This is a genomic window from Microbacterium maritypicum (genome assembly GCF_008868125.1).
Taxonomy (GTDB): Bacteria; Actinomycetota; Actinomycetes; order Actinomycetales; family Microbacteriaceae; genus Microbacterium; species Microbacterium maritypicum.
The window spans coordinates 159,560-173,290 of record NZ_WAAQ01000001.1 but is presented as its reverse complement, the minus strand read 5'-3'; the positions used below and the strand labels follow the sequence as shown (position 1 = coordinate 173,290).

General features: G+C 68.9%; 14 protein-coding genes. 5 read left to right on the top strand and 9 right to left on the bottom strand.

Annotated features, from left to right (window positions below):
- Positions 1-108 precede the first annotated feature (108 nt).
- From F6W70_RS00855 to F6W70_RS00830, 6 genes are all read right to left on the bottom strand, one after another.
- Entirely contained in the window at positions 109-771 is a 663-nt protein-coding gene (locus tag F6W70_RS00855) for a GntR family transcriptional regulator (protein WP_055866313.1), read from the bottom strand.
- A gap of 52 nt (positions 772-823) precedes the next feature.
- Complete coding sequence (locus tag F6W70_RS00850) at positions 824-1,237, bottom strand: heat shock protein transcriptional repressor HspR (RefSeq protein ID WP_164743761.1); 414 nt, start codon at positions 1,235-1,237, stop codon at positions 824-826.
- 40 nt (positions 1,238-1,277) lie between these two features.
- On the bottom strand, positions 1,278-2,261 hold the full coding sequence (locus F6W70_RS00845; RefSeq protein WP_151485663.1) for a DnaJ C-terminal domain-containing protein: 984 nt from the start codon (positions 2,259-2,261) through the stop codon (positions 1,278-1,280).
- A gap of 7 nt (positions 2,262-2,268) precedes the next feature.
- Positions 2,269-2,922: a nucleotide exchange factor GrpE gene (locus F6W70_RS00840; protein ID WP_055866319.1), complete on the bottom strand. Its 654-nt coding sequence runs from the start codon at positions 2,920-2,922 to the stop codon at positions 2,269-2,271.
- A gap of 2 nt (positions 2,923-2,924) precedes the next feature.
- The gene (gene dnaK, locus F6W70_RS00835) at positions 2,925-4,790 is read right to left on the bottom strand and encodes a molecular chaperone DnaK (RefSeq protein ID WP_055866321.1); all 1,866 of its coding nucleotides are present in this window, start codon (positions 4,788-4,790) and stop codon (positions 2,925-2,927) included.
- A gap of 174 nt (positions 4,791-4,964) precedes the next feature.
- Entirely contained in the window at positions 4,965-6,263 is a 1,299-nt protein-coding gene (locus F6W70_RS00830; protein ID WP_151485662.1) for an HNH endonuclease signature motif containing protein, read from the bottom strand.
- Positions 6,264-6,435: 172 nt separating this feature from the next.
- Here F6W70_RS00830 and F6W70_RS00825 point away from each other — a divergent pair, with 172 nt between their 5' ends.
- The gene (locus F6W70_RS00825) at positions 6,436-7,236 is read left to right on the top strand and encodes a MerR family transcriptional regulator (protein WP_127483159.1); all 801 of its coding nucleotides are present in this window, start codon (positions 6,436-6,438) and stop codon (positions 7,234-7,236) included.
- A gap of 20 nt (positions 7,237-7,256) precedes the next feature.
- Here the strand turns inward: F6W70_RS00825 and F6W70_RS00820 are convergent, their stop codons facing one another.
- Complete coding sequence (locus tag F6W70_RS00820) at positions 7,257-7,667, bottom strand: hypothetical protein (protein WP_055866330.1); 411 nt, start codon at positions 7,665-7,667, stop codon at positions 7,257-7,259.
- Between the two features lie 180 nt (positions 7,668-7,847).
- On the opposite strand from F6W70_RS00820, the gene F6W70_RS00815 reads away from it, so the two are divergent.
- Entirely contained in the window at positions 7,848-8,828 is a 981-nt protein-coding gene (locus tag F6W70_RS00815; RefSeq protein WP_318278766.1) for an NAD(P)/FAD-dependent oxidoreductase, read from the top strand.
- A gap of 63 nt (positions 8,829-8,891) precedes the next feature.
- Positions 8,892-9,554 (top strand): hypothetical protein, encoded by a 663-nt coding sequence (locus F6W70_RS00810; RefSeq protein ID WP_151485661.1) that lies wholly within the window; start codon positions 8,892-8,894, stop codon positions 9,552-9,554.
- A 30-nt stretch (positions 9,555-9,584) separates the two neighbouring features.
- On the opposite strand, the gene F6W70_RS00805 is transcribed toward F6W70_RS00810, so the two are convergent.
- On the bottom strand, positions 9,585-10,046 hold the full coding sequence (locus F6W70_RS00805; protein WP_017829660.1) for a DUF3817 domain-containing protein: 462 nt from the start codon (positions 10,044-10,046) through the stop codon (positions 9,585-9,587).
- 153 nt (positions 10,047-10,199) lie between these two features.
- Between F6W70_RS00805 and F6W70_RS00800 the strand changes: the two genes are divergently transcribed.
- Positions 10,200-11,117, top strand: coding sequence for a helix-turn-helix domain-containing protein (locus F6W70_RS00800; protein ID WP_151485660.1), 918 nt, complete (start codon positions 10,200-10,202; stop codon positions 11,115-11,117).
- Positions 11,118-11,144: 27 nt separating this feature from the next.
- Here F6W70_RS00800 and F6W70_RS00795 read toward each other — a convergent pair whose 3' ends face one another.
- A complete protein-coding gene (locus F6W70_RS00795; RefSeq protein ID WP_151485659.1) occupies positions 11,145-12,341 on the bottom strand; it encodes an MFS transporter in 1,197 nt (398 codons plus the stop codon).
- Positions 12,342-12,455: 114 nt separating this feature from the next.
- Between F6W70_RS00795 and F6W70_RS00790 the strand changes: the two genes are divergently transcribed.
- Positions 12,456-13,577, top strand: coding sequence for a hypothetical protein (locus F6W70_RS00790; RefSeq protein WP_151485658.1), 1,122 nt, complete (start codon positions 12,456-12,458; stop codon positions 13,575-13,577).
- The last annotated feature ends 154 nt before the right edge of the window (positions 13,578-13,731 follow it).

The window sequence follows — 13,731 nt, the reverse complement described above, 5'->3', positions numbered from 1 at the left end:
ACGTGGGTCGACCTTGTTGTCGACTCCCCGACCGTAGCAGTGTTGACTGTTAACAGTCAACACTGACAAACGTGCGCCCCTCCCCCGACGGGCAGAGGACCGCCCCGCTCAGGCGCGGGTGGCGATCTCGCTCAGCATGCGCTCGCGGGCGCCGTCGAGGTGCTCCGACAGCACCTTCGCCGCCTGCGTCGGCGTACCGCTGCGCATCACGTCCATGAGCTTCACGTGGTCGCCGGACGACTCGTGCAGATCTTCATCGTGGTTGATCGTGACCTCGAGGAGCGCCGTGAACGTCGGGAGGTACTGGTTCCACGCCCCCTCGAGGCGTGGATGGTCGGCGAGCGCGTAGATCTGCGAGTGGAACTCGAGGTCGGCCGCCACGAAAGCGGCGTGGTCACCGGCATCCGCGGCCTCGCCCATGCGTCCGACCGCCGCAGCCATCGCCGCCCAGCGCGCATCGTCGTCGACACGCATGGCGCGCGAGAGGGCGAGCTGTTCGAGGGCACCGCGCAGGCTGTACAGCTGATCGACGTCGTCATGCGTGAGCCCCACGATGTAGACCCCGCGCGGACGCTGCACCTCGACGAGCTTCTCGAAACTCAACTGGGTGAGGGCATCGCGCACCGGTCCGCGGCTGACCGAGAACTCCTCGGCGAGCGCCTCTTCGGTGATGCGCGCGCCGGGGGCGAGCTCGCCGCGCACGATGCGCTGGCGGAGCACCCGCGCCACCTGGGCGCCGAGGGATTCTCCGCGCGTGACGGTCTGCGTCATGGTGACCTCCTGTTAACAGTTGACAGGATACACACCACGGCGGCGCCTGGGCCTAGGCGCTCCCGCGCGGGTCCCAGAGCACGACCTCCGTCGAGCGACGCAGGCGCCGTCCGGTCGGCATGGGTACGACTCCGGCGGAACCCGCGGCGAACACGCGGACTCCGGGGCGACTCTCGCGCTCGGTGCGCAACGCACTCTCGAGCACGGCGATGCGGTTGTGCAGCGCCCTGTTCTCGTCTTCGAGGTCGAGCAGACGGGCGATCGCGGGCAGGCTCACGCCCTCGGAAGAGAGCTGGGCGACCTCGCGCAGCTGCTCGATGTTCCGGGGGGAGTACCGGCGCGAACCGCCGGAAGTGCGTCCGGGGACGACGAGCCCGATGCGGTCGTACTGCCGCAGCGTCTGGGGATGAAGGCCGGAGAGCTCGGCGGCGGCCGCGATCGCGAACACCGGGGTGTCAGCATTCATCATGAACGCCTCCGCCCCCGGTGCCCGCTTCGACGATCGGTCATCGCCGCGCCTTCGCCATCAGCTCGGCCCGCGGGTTCTCGTCGGGCTCGAGTTCCTGGAACTTCTCCAGAGCCGCACGCGCGGCGTCGTCGAGGTGCGTCGGCACCGCGACCTGGAGCTCGGCGAGCAGGTCGCCCGTGCCCTTCGAGGTCGCAACCCCTCGGCCCTTGACCCGCAGCACCCGCCCGGAGGGAGTGCCGGGTGCGACGCGGAGCTTGACCACGTCGCCGCCGAGGGTCGGGACCTCGATGGTCGCACCGAGAGTCGCCTCGGTGAACGTCACAGGCACCACGACGCGCAGGTTGAGTCCGTCGCGCGTGAAGACCGGGTGCGGGCGCACCGCGATCTGCACGACGATGTCGCCGCTCTCTCCCCCATCGGGCGAAGGACGACCGCGACCGCGGAGACGGATCTTCTGTCCGTCGGCGACGCCCGCCGGGATCTTCACCTTGAAGGGCTTGCCGTCTTCGCCCTGCAGGGAGATGGTCTCGCCCTGCACGGCGGTGACGAAGTCGAGCGTGGTGCGGGCCGTGACATCGGCTCCGCGCTGCGGGCCGCCGAAGCCGCGGTATCCGCCGCTCGGCTGCCCGAAGCGTCCGTTGCCGAAGCTCGCGCCCTGCCCTTGGTTGAACATCGCGAAGATGTCTTCGAAGTCCGCCGTCTGTCCGCGGCCCTGCTGTCCGAACCGGCTGAACACGTCTTCGAAGCCGCCGGTACCCGCACCGCTCGCCGTGAAGCGAGCGCCGGATCCCATGGCGCGGATCTCGTCGTATTCCTTGCGCTGTTCGGTGTCGGAGAGCACCGAGTAGGCCTCGCTGATCTCCTTGAACTTCGCTTCGGCTTTGGCATCACCCTGATTGGAGTCCGGGTGGTACTTCCGCGCAAGCTTGCGATACGTCTTCTTCAGATCCGCATCACTGACGTCCTTGGAGACCCCGAGGGTCTTGTAGAAGTCCTTGTCGAACCAATCCTGGCTGGCCATCGATCACCTACTCCGCAGGGACAGCGACGACGACCTTCGCGGGGCGCAGCTCGACGTCTCCGAGGCGGTAGCCCACCTCGACGACCTCGAGGATCGTGGTCTTCTCGGCGCCGGGGGTCGGCTGCTGGAAGATGGCCTCGTGGCGCTGCGGGTCGAATTCCTCGCCCTTCGCGCCGTACGCGACCACTCCGAGACGCTCCACGACCGTGCGCACCTTGTCGGCGATCACGGCGAAGGGCGTGCCCTCCACCAGATCACCGTGCTGAGCCGCGCGGTCGAGGTCATCGAGCACGGGGACCAGGCCCTTGGCGGCCTCGCCCTTCGCTCGCTCGATCTCGACCTGACGCTGCTCTTCGGTGCGGCGACGGTAGTTCGCGTATTCGGCCTGGAGGCGCTTGAGGTCGTTCAGCAGCGTGGACTCGAGGTCGGCGAGCACGGCGTCTTCCGCCGCGGCCTCACCGGTCTGCGTGGCACCGAGGATGTCGTCGACCGTGAGGTCATCGGCGCCGTCGTCAGGAGTCTCGTCCGACCCCTCGGCGGCCTTCGCCTCGGTGGAGTCCGGGTTCTGCGGCACGGGGCCGGATGCCTGAGCATCCGACCCCTCGCTGCGACCTTCGGCGGACTCAGGAAACTGGTTCTCGTCGAAGTTCTTGTCCGTCATGATTACTTCTTCTCGTCCTCGTCGTCGACGACCTCGGCGTCGATGACGTCTTCCTCGGAGGAGGGAGCGTCACCGGCCGGGGCCTCGCCGTCAGCCGAAGCGCCGGCAGCGGCATCCGCCTGCGAGGAGGCGTAGATGGCCTCGCCGAGCTTGGACTGCGACTGGTTGAGCTTGTCGAACGCGGTCTTCACAGCCTCGTCGTCTTCGCCGGCCAGCGCCGTCTTGAGCGCGTCGACGTCGGCCTTGACCTCGGTCTTCACGTCTTCGGGCAGCTTGTCGTCGTTCTCGGTGATCAGCTTGTCGATCGAGTACGCGAGCGTCTCGGCCTGGTTGCGGACCTCTGCGGCCTCGCGGCGCGCCTTGTCCTCAGCGGCGTGCTCCTCGGCCTCGCGCACCATGCGCTCGATGTCTTCCTTCGACAGCGACGAGCCGCCGGAGATGACGATCGACTTCTCGGTGCCGGTGCCCTTGTCCTTGGCGGACACGTGCACGATGCCGTTGGCGTCGATGTCGAAGGTGACCTCGATCTGCGGGATGCCGCGGGGAGCCGGAGCGATACCCGTCAGCTCGAACGTGCCGAGCGGCTTGTTGTCGCGCGTGAAGTCACGCTCGCCCTGGAAGACCTGGATCGCGACGGACGGCTGGTTGTCGTCTGCCGTGGTGAAGGTCTCGCTGCGCTTGGTCGGGATGGCCGTGTTGCGCTCGATGAGCTTGGTCATCATGCCGCCCTTGGTCTCGATACCGAGGCTCAGCGGGGTGACGTCGATGAGGAGAACGTCCTTGCGCTCACCCTTGAGGACACCGGCCTGGAGCGCGGCGCCGACGGCGACGACCTCATCCGGGTTGACGCCCTTGTTCGCGTCCTTGCCGGTCTCGCGCTTGACGAGTTCGGCGACCGCAGGCATACGCGTGGATCCACCGACGAGCACGATGTGGTCGATCTCGGACACCTTGATGCCGGCTTCGCGGATGACGTCCTCGAACGGCTTCTTGGTGCGGTCGAGAAGGTCCTTCGTGAGGTCCTCGAACTTCGCGCGGGTGATGGTCTCGGAAAGCGACACCGGGCCCGACTCGGTCAGCGACAGGTAGGGCAGGTTGATGCTCGTCGACGTCGAGGAGGAGAGCTCCTTCTTCGCCTGCTCCGCAGCCTCCTTGAGACGCTGCAGGGCGATCTTGTCACCCGAGACGTCGACGCCCGTGGTCTCCTTGAACTGCTTGATCAGGTAGTCGACGAGACGCTGGTCCCAGTCGTCTCCACCGAGACGGTTGTCACCGGCGGTCGAGCGCACCTGGATCGTGGAGAAGTCGTCGTCCTTGCCCACCTCGAGCAGCGAGACGTCGAACGTTCCGCCACCCAGGTCGAAGACCAGGATGAGCTCGTCTTCCTTGCCCTTGTCGAGGCCGTAGGCGAGCGCGGCCGCGGTCGGCTCGTTGATGATGCGCAGCACGTTGAGGCCCGAGATCTCGCCGGCCTCCTTGGTGGCCTGACGCTCGGCGTCGTTGAAGTACGCGGGGACGGTGATGACCGCGTCGGTCACCGTGTCACCCAGGTACGCCTCGGCGTCGCGCTTGAGCTTCATGAGGATGCGCGCGGAGATCTCCTGCGGCGTCCACTTCTTGCCGTCGACGTCGAAGCTCCAGTCGGTGCCCATGTGGCGCTTGACGGAAGCGATCGTCCGATCGACGTTGGTGACGGCCTGGCGCTTCGCGGTCTCACCGACGAGCACCTCCCCGTCCTTGGTGAAGGCCACGACCGAGGGGGTCGTGCGGAAGCCCTCGGCGTTGGCGATGACCTTGGGCTCGCCACCCTCGAGGACGCTGACGACGGAGTTGGTGGTTCCGAGGTCGATACCGACAGCACGTGCCATGTGTTCTCTCCTTTGTTGGAAGTTCGTTGTGGTTCGGAAGATCTGCGGCGATCAGGAAAACCTGAGTCGCGATGACTCAAGTGTACCCAGGGGTCGAGAAGGAGTCAAATGAACTTGATATGAATTGGCTCAACTTTGAGATACGGCGCTGTTCCGGGTGCTCAGCGGCATCACTCAGAACGGGGCGACCTCGGGATCCTCGGTGAAGGTGACGGTGTTCTGGGGAGGCGGCCGGTCGATGTAGACCTTGCCGGTCGGGCTCGTCCAGGCGTAGAGGCCACCGCCCAGAGGCTCGACCGTCCACGGCGAATGGTGCTTGAGCACATGATGGCGTCGACACAGATGGCCGAGGTTCGACTCGTCGGTGGAGCCACCGAGCACGGCATCGCGATGATGATCGATGTCGCAATCGGTGGACGGATACCCGCAGGTGGGGAATCTGCAGCGCTGATCCCTGGCGCGAAGATGTCGCCTCAGATCCGAACCCGGCCGATAACGGTCGACCGCGAGGACCGTCCCGGTGATGGGATGGGTGAGGACACGGTCCCATCCGGATGCCGCACCGGCGAACCGGCGGGCGGTCACGGGGTCGATCGGGGTGCGGCCGTTCAGCTCGGCCGGTGTCGCGTCGCCCGCGATCAGGGTCATGACGGGAACAGTGATCGACACCGTTCCGCGGATCGCCGCGAGGGGCCCCTCCGAGCCGTCGTGCCCGACCGGGGCACCGGTGAGGAGCAGGTCGAGGGCGAGATCGGCGCGGAGCTGCGCGATGGTGCGCCGATCGGGCTCCGGGGAATCGGGCTCCGGGGACTCGGGCTCCGGGGACTCTGGCTCCTGCATCGCCTCGGCCATCTGCGTCAGGCGATCGAAGACACCGTGAACGAGCGCCGAGGGACCGAGCACCCCGAGCTGTGTCATACCGTCGCCGACGTCTTTCACCCACACGGCTCTCTTCTCCCGCGCGTCGAGATGCCGCTCCTCGATCGACCGCGCCTGGAACCGCTCGGCCACCCGCCGAGCCATGCGGCCGACGCGGGCGGGAGACTCGGTCTCGGCGAAGACGATCATCTGCGTCGCGTAGGCATCGCGGCTCGCCGCATCGTCGAGGTGCTCGCCCGCTTCGCACACGACGCGGGCATGCGCCGCGCTGATACGACCAGCGCCCTGCGCTTCCCAGACCATCGGGAAGCGCTCTACGACCCACGCCGCATCCGCCATCCGCCGCTGCACCGTCCGATCGCTCACCCGCAGGGCTGTGGCGAACTCCGCGGCGACGGTGCGCGCAGACATCTCCCCCTGATCGGGATGCTCCGCCTGCTCAGCGACTTCGAGTGCGAGCCGCGAGCCCACCGCCAGGATGCCGTCGCGTGCGGCCTGCAGACTGCTGATCGTGCGCTCGACCTCGACGAGCATCTCGGTGAGCGCAGCGAGCGCAGCCACCTGCTCGCGAGTCGCATCCGCCAGTGCCGTCATGCCTTCAGTGAACCTGGGGCCACCGACATTCAAAGGCCCAGATCAGAGCCTAAAAACGATATACCGGAACTCCGTTCGGGAGCTCCTCGGACCGGCAGCGCGCGACGCCGCAGGGCGCCCGCATCGACGCGATACTTGACTCTGACACAGTGGCAGACGGGAGAACTGAGACATGTTGTCCATCGGAGCGTTCGCGCAGATCGGCCAGGTGACCCACCGGATGCTCCGGCATTGGGACACGGCCGGCCTGCTCGAGCCCGCCCACGTGGACGAGTTCACCGGATACCGCTCCTACGATCCCTCGCAGCTGGAACGGCTGCACCGGATCGTCGCCCTGCGCCAGCTGGGTTTCGGTCTCGATGACGTCTCGGCGATCCTCGAACGCGGCGTCGATGCCGAACGCATCGCCGCCCTGCTGAGGATCCGTCGCGCAGAAGTCGAGCAGGAGCATCGGATCGCCGCGGAGAGACTCGTCGACGTGGAGAGGCGCCTCCACCTCATCGAGAGAGAGAAGCACATGTCCCAGATCGAGATCATCGACAAGCCCCTCCCCGCCGTGCGCCTCGCTGCCATCCGCACGGTCGTGGCCGACCAGCCGGCCGTCGCCGGAGTGGTCGGGCCCGCGTTCGACGCCGTGGCCGAGATCATCGGCGACACGCACTCCCTGGCCACCCCGATCGCCCAGTACGAGACTCTCGACGACGGGCTGCAGGTCATCGCGGGCTACACGTACAGCGGCCCCGCGCGCGAGGGCTTCGAGATCGTCGAGCTCCCCGCGGCGACGGAGGCCGTGTGCGGCATCCATCTCGGATCGATGGAGCACATCGCCGAGAGCTGGCACGCGATCCACACCGAGATCTTCGCGCGGGGCCTGGTGCACGACGGCCCGTGTCGCGAGCTGTATGTGCGCGCGGTCTCCGAGGACCAGTCCGATTGGGTCACCGAGCTGCAGCAGCCCGTCCGTCGCAGCTGAGCGCACCGAGCCCTTCGCGCTCAGGCGGCGCTCTCGACGGTCGGCGCTGGCGAGAGGAGCCGTCGCGCGGCGCCGCGCGCGAGCATCAGGACGACGATCAGCAGGGTCACCAGGAAGAACCCGCCGAGTTGGACGGCATCTCCGAACACGACGTCCACCAGCTCCAGCACGAGGAACTTGCTGCCGGGGAGGATCAGCAGCAGCACGACGACACCGACCGCTCGCCTGGCCGCCGTGCCGTCGGATCGGATGTGGGCGATCGCCCTCCCCTTCACCCAGACGACGGCCTCGAGGACGATCTTCAGGAGGATCGCCGTCAGAAGCGACAGCAGGAACGTCTCGGAGATGACCGCGGGGAACAGCTGACTGAACGTGCCGAGCACGATCAGGTACATCAGGACGTCGACGAGGTCGATGGCACGGAGCCGCATAGGGGGATCCTAGCGAGCACGGGTCCCTGGCCTCGGGTGCCCGAGACACCGTCGAACCGACCGAGACAGCGTCGAACAGTGGCAAAATGAGAGTAAGGCGAGCCTTAGCGGCCGCCCGGCGGTGTCGCCCCGGCAGACGCCGCGCGATGGATCCGCCCCTTTCTCGGAAGGACCGTGCGGATGACATCACCGATGGCGGACATGAACGAGCGTGCCGACTACGACGTGCTCATCGTGGGCGGCGGACCGGCCGGTCTCTCCGCCGCCCTCAACCTCGGCCGCGCGCTCGCACGCGTGCTGGTGATCGACGCCGATCGTCCGCGCAATGCGGCGACGCTGCGATCGCACGGGTTCCTGACCCGCGACGGCATCCCGCCGCACGAGCTGCGGCGCCTCGCCAGAGAAGAGCTCGCGGCCTATCCGAACGTGGAGGTGCGATCGCGGACGCGCGTCACCGCCCTCCGGCAGACGGACGGAGAGGGGACGGGACCGCACGGCGATCGAGGTGTGTTCGCGGCGGACATCGGCCGGCGGGATACCGAGACCACCGTCACGGCCAGGGCGGTGCTGCTGGCCACCGGGCTGCGTGAGACGCTCCCCGATGTCCCGAACCTGCGCGGGTACTACGGCATGAGCCTGTTCAGCTGCGCCACCTGCGATGCGTGGGAGCTGCAGGGCCGCCGCCTCGCCCTGATCGGCGAGACGCCCGACATCGCCGACCGCGCGCGACTCATCGGACGCTGGACCGAGAGCCTCACCGTGTTCACGCACGGGGCGGACGTCGTGACCGCGGACGAGGAGGCGGAGCTCGCCGCCTCCGGCATCGACGTGCGTCGCGAGACGATCGTCGAGCTCGTGGGTGAGCGGGGAAGCCTCGACGCCATCCGTCTGGCCGACGGCACATCGGTCCCGGTCGACGGCGGTTTCGTGCGGCCCGAGTGGGAGAACGCGCTGACGTTCCTCGACGGGATCGCGCCCACGCTTGATCACGCCGGGCATCTGCGCACGGACCGCTCCGGTCGCACCGATGTGCCGGGGCTCTACGCCGCGGGCGACGCCGCGACACCCGGTCCGCAGCAGCTCATCGTCGCGGCGGGTGCCGGCGCTCGGGTCGCGACGGTCATCGTGCACGACTCGATCGGCGTCGTCAGCGCCCACTGATCAGTCGGCCGGGGTGGAACCGTGGACCGGAGACGATGACGGTCCGGGACTAGGCTGACCGGCATGACGCGCACCTCCTTCTCGATCCCCCTGCGCCTGGCCAGCACCGCGATCGCCGCTGTGGCCGTGCTGTCACTGAGCGGATGCCTGTACGCGCAGATCCCGGCGGGGTCACCCACCGGCGCCCCCTCGTCGAGCCCGGAGACCGATGCGCCGAGCGACGAGCGGTCCGGCTCGACCCTGACCTTCGCCGAAGGCCTCGACCTCGCGAGCGACACCTACATCGAATGGGGCGACGGGCTCGTGGTCGACGAGGGCTGGAAGATCGTCTCGCCCGACGACGGCAACGGCGGCTGGACGTACGGCACGGTCGACGGCACCTGCACGGCACGGTTCTGGCAGGGGTACACGACCGACGTTCCCGTGGTCGCCGGAGACGACAGCGCCTCGTCCGACGCGATCCTCGGTGTGCTGCTGCAGACTCCGACCAGCGAGGTCACCCCGCTCGCCACGACCGGCGAGTTCAGCTACATGGCGGGCGGCAACGGAGGCGTCGAGACGCGCCAGGTCGTCGGCGTGGACGGCAGCCGCACCTGGCTCATGGCCGCGCGTGCGTTCACGCAGACCGGGGTGGGCCTGTCGGTGGTCGTGGACTGCACCGCCGCGGATGCGGAGGCGACGCTGGCTGCGATCAACGAGGAGAACGCGGTCGTCGTCACGCCCTGAACCCGGCGAGGGAGCAGACCCCGCCGGGCGTCACTTGCCGCCGGGAGGACCCACCAGCAGCAGGATGACGTACAGCGCGACGATGCCGACGACCAGAAGCAGCGCGAGAACCCACGGCCGCTGCAGGAACCACCGCATCAGCCGGTCGTACCAGCGGCGATCGCGCGGGTCGTCGGTCGCCTCGAGACGCCAGGCCCCGGTGAGCCGCCCGGTGCGGTGCAGCCAGATCTCGGTCGGGATCGTCGCGTACGGGATGACGGCGCTGGCGACGGCGAGAACACCTACACCGACATGCCAGCGCTGGTTCAGCGCGACCAGGATCGCCGTCGCCGCGTAGCTCAGGAAGATGAACCCGTGGATGCCTCCACCCACGGTCACCACGACTCCGGGGGCGCCGACGGCACGGGCGATGATCGCGGCGATCAGGATCGTCCAGGTGATCGCCTCCGCGATCGCGAGAACTCGGAACAGTCGGTCGGGGGTGCGGAACACGGTACTCCTCGGGTGGTGTCCCTCCACCGTATCCGGCGGTCACCCCCTTCGAATCAACCGAATGGTTGAGTCCGCCAGCACGACGCGACCCGTTTCGCACATCGACGGGGCCGACGGCGGAATAGCACGCCGCGCGACGACGTTGCCGAAGGCATGGTGACAGTGGATGCGGACGCGCTCTCGAACGTGCTCGGTGCGGTCGACCTGCGCGTCGGCATCGGCCGTCGCACCTCGGTAGCTGCGGGAGCGCTGCTGCCGATCCCCGCCGACACCATCACCCTGGTCTACATCGCCGAGGGCGCTGTGCAGGGGCATCCTCCGCTCGGAGACGGCTGCCGCCTCGACGTCGATCCCGACTCGCAGCGACTCAGGGTCGACACGAAGGCCCGCCATGACCTGCTCGTGGCGGGCGACGCGTTCCTGACCCTCGGCCGTTCGCCGTTCGTGCTCGAAGCGCGGGACGACACGAGCCTGATGATCGCCGACATCGAGCTCGCCGATGCGGCCTCGCCGCTGCCCGCCCTGCTGCCGCCGTTCCTCACCGTCACCGGGTTCGACGCCGTGGAGCCCGCCGCCGCCGCCCTGGCGCTGAACATGGGGGTGCTCGGCGACACGGTGATGCCCGCCCGCCAGGGCGACCCCATCATCTGCCGCATGATGGCGACGACCGTGCTGCTGTCGGTCATCCGCGCCTGGGCTGCGAACGGCTGTGCCCCGACGGGCTGGCCCTCGCTGTCGAACGACCCGTTCCTCGACCGCGTCGTCGACGCCATCCGCGAGGAACCGGGTCGGGACTGGACGGTGGAGCGCCTCGCCGGCATCGGCGCCATGTCGCGCTCGACCTTCGCCGAACGGTTCCGCAGCACCGTCGGCCGCTCCCCCGCCGACTACGTCACCGAGGTGCGCGTCGACGCGGCCAAGCGGATGCTCGAGGCTGGGCGAAGCGTCTCGGACATCTCCCGCGAGCTGGGCTACGCCTCCGACGAGGGGTTCAGCCGGGCCTTCCGCCGCCGCACCGGGCAGACCCCCTCGTCGTGGCGTCTGGCGAACCGCACGCCGATCTCGGCCTGAGGATCTCGGCCTGAGGATCTCGGCCTTTCAGGCCCTGCTGCTGACGCGGTTGGACGCGCCGAACAGCACCGCGCCGGCGAGCAGCGCGATCGCCCCGATCACGTAGACCAGCTCGACGTTCAGGGTGTCCACGAGCAGTCCGCCGATGCCGGCCGCGAGGGTGATCGCCCCCTGGAACCCCACGACGACGAGACTGCCGCCGGCTTCGAGCCGATCCGGCATCCGGTGTCCGACCCACGTGTTCGCCACGATCAGCCAGGACGAGAAGAAGAAGCCCCACACCAGCACGACGATGCCGACACCCACGATCGACCCGGAGAACAGGATCATCGACATCACGGACACGGCGATCACGAGCGGCGCGAACACCGCGAAGAAGGCGAACGTGCGGTCGATCACGAGCCCGATCGTGATGTTGCCGAGGAGGCCGCCGACGCCGAACAGCGCGAGCAGCACGACGATGGTCGAGGCGTCGACCTCGGGGATCCGCTCCAGCGCGAGCCGCACGTACGTGTAGGCGAGGAAGTGCCCGAGCACGACGAGCACGTGGCCGACCATGCCGAGACCGATGCCGGGGCGGCGCAGCGTGTCGACGAGCAGGCGCAGGCTCGACGCCCGCTCGGCCGGCACCGACGGCAGCGCGAACCGCAGCACCACCGCGAGCACGACCATCAGCACGCCCACGATGGCGAAGACCATCCGCCAGTCGACGAGTTCGCTCAGCATGACACCCAACGGCACACCGGCCACGGTCGCCAGCGACACTCCCGCCGAGGTGAACATGACACCGCGTCCGAGATTCTCCGGTCCCGCCAGGCGCGCAGCGACCGTGATCGACATCGCCCAGAAGGCGCTGATGGCGGCACCCAGCAGGAACCGCGCCAGCAGCACGATGATCAGGTTCGGCGCGATCGCCACGATCAGGTTCGACACGGCGGCGGCGAGCGCCATCCACACCAGCAGCGACCGCCGATCCAGCCGCGGGAACATGAGTCCGACGGTCGGCGCGACGATGAGTCCGACCAGCGCCGTCACGGTCACGGTCTGTCCGGCCTGACCCGGAGTGACCCCCAGCCCGTCGGCCATCTCGGTGAGCACGCCGTTGGGGAGGAACTCGGCCGTGACCAGCAGGAAGCCCATCAGCATCAGCACGATGAGTCCGCCGTAGCGGATGCGGGACGCCGCGGAGGGCGGCATGGTGGGAACGGGCGCTGTCGTGGTCATGGTTCCACGTTCGCAGCACCCGGAGGCCGTCGCCCGACCGGTCGTCCGCGGCATCCGACCATTCGTCCGACGTGCTCCCGGTCGGTTCCCAGCCCGAGCTTGCAGAGTGTCAGTATGCGGGATCGGAGACGGAGACGGGCGCGCCTGCTGTGCGGTGCCGCCGCTGTCGCGGCGGTCGTGCTCACCTCCGGATGCACCGGGCAGCGCGCCGCCGGCCCGGACGACTGGGCTCTCGAACCGATCTCGTTCCAGAGCTCCTTCGTCGGTTCCGGACCGGAGGCCGCCCCCGCCGGGCCCCCGACCGACCTGTCGTACGGGATGCACGTGCTGTCGGCCGACGGCGCAGGCGGGTTCTGGGCCACATCTTCCGGATCGTGGCTGCACGTCGGCGCTGATGGCGAGACGCTCGCGAGGTTCGACACCGATCCCGGCGCCCCGGTCTCGCGGATCGGGGCGATGGCTCCGCTCTCGGCCACCGAGCTCGTCGTGCTGCAGGGCGACCGCGCCCACGTGATGCCGATGATCTCGGTGCTCGACACCACCACCATGACGATGAGGGACCTGCCGGGCGATGTCGTGGGCGACCAGGGCGACTTCGACTACGGGGACTTCGAGTTCGGCGATGTGGCCGTGCACGACGGCGACGCCATCGTGGTGCGCTACCAGCCGCGCCCTCCCGACGCCTACCTCGACTACGAGGTGCTGCGCGTGGATCTCGAGAGCGGGACACGGACCCTGCTGCACAGCGGCCCGGTCGCACTCGACGAGGCGCCGAGCGCTCGACCCGGCATCCCACCGATCGGCATCGACGTCGACAGCGCGGGACGGGTGTATCTGGCGACCCCCTCCGCACGGATCGTGCTCGCGGCCGACGGCACCGAGCTGAGTCGGGATCGGCAGGTCGCTGAGCACCCCCTCGTCGCCGTCGCTCCCGACGGCACGGCGCTGTGGTGGGGCGGAGAGCTGGAGCAGAGCGACGTTCAGGGTGTGATCGTCGGCGGCTCCCCCGACGCGCGGACGGCGGTCGAACGCCGCCTGCACTGCGCCGAGACCTCGAACGGTGACATCCTCCGCCGCGACGACGCCCTCCGTCTCGGCGACGCCGCCGGACAGCATCCGCTGCCGTTCCTGTGCGGCGCGAACGCCGCCGCGTGGACGGGTGGGTCGTGGGTGGTCGCGACCGGCGGCGAGGGCGACGGAGTGCTCATCCGCCTCACCCCGCCCGTCGGAGGCTGACCCCCGCCTGTGGACAGCGGCGCATCGACGCCCTAGGCTCGACGACGCACCGGGACCGGCCCGGGAAGCCCGAGCGGAAGGAGCCGAGGACATGAACACCGTCTTTGTCGCGCTCTCCGCCGACCACCTTCCCTTCGAGGCCACCCGCTCCTGA

Bases quoted from the DNA above. Each gene is read 5' to 3' on its own strand.
- F6W70_RS00855 (WP_055866313.1), bottom strand. From the start codon at position 771: ATGACGCAGACCGTCACGCGCGGAGAATCCCTCGGCGCCCAGGTGGCG.
- F6W70_RS00810 (WP_151485661.1), top strand. From the start codon at position 8,892: ATGACGCGCACCTCCTTCTCGATCCCCCTGCGCCTGGCCAGCACCGCG.
- F6W70_RS00830 (WP_151485662.1), bottom strand. From the start codon at position 6,263: ATGACGGCACTGGCGGATGCGACTCGCGAGCAGGTGGCTGCGCTCGCT.
- F6W70_RS00825 (WP_127483159.1), top strand. From the start codon at position 6,436: ATGTTGTCCATCGGAGCGTTCGCGCAGATCGGCCAGGTGACCCACCGG.
- F6W70_RS00800 (WP_151485660.1), top strand. From the start codon at position 10,200: ATGGTGACAGTGGATGCGGACGCGCTCTCGAACGTGCTCGGTGCGGTC.
- F6W70_RS00850 (WP_164743761.1), bottom strand. From the start codon at position 1,237: ATGAATGCTGACACCCCGGTGTTCGCGATCGCGGCCGCCGCCGAGCTC.
- F6W70_RS00820 (WP_055866330.1), bottom strand. From the start codon at position 7,667: ATGCGGCTCCGTGCCATCGACCTCGTCGACGTCCTGATGTACCTGATC.
- F6W70_RS00840 (WP_055866319.1), bottom strand. From the start codon at position 2,922: ATGACGGACAAGAACTTCGACGAGAACCAGTTTCCTGAGTCCGCCGAA.
- F6W70_RS00845 (WP_151485663.1), bottom strand. From the start codon at position 2,261: ATGGCCAGCCAGGATTGGTTCGACAAGGACTTCTACAAGACCCTCGGG.
- dnaK (WP_055866321.1), bottom strand. From the start codon at position 4,790: ATGGCACGTGCTGTCGGTATCGACCTCGGAACCACCAACTCCGTCGTC.
- F6W70_RS00815 (WP_318278766.1), top strand. From the start codon at position 7,848: ATGACATCACCGATGGCGGACATGAACGAGCGTGCCGACTACGACGTG.
- F6W70_RS00795 (WP_151485659.1), bottom strand. From the start codon at position 12,341: ATGACCACGACAGCGCCCGTTCCCACCATGCCGCCCTCCGCGGCGTCC.
- F6W70_RS00790 (WP_151485658.1), top strand. From the start codon at position 12,456: ATGCGGGATCGGAGACGGAGACGGGCGCGCCTGCTGTGCGGTGCCGCC.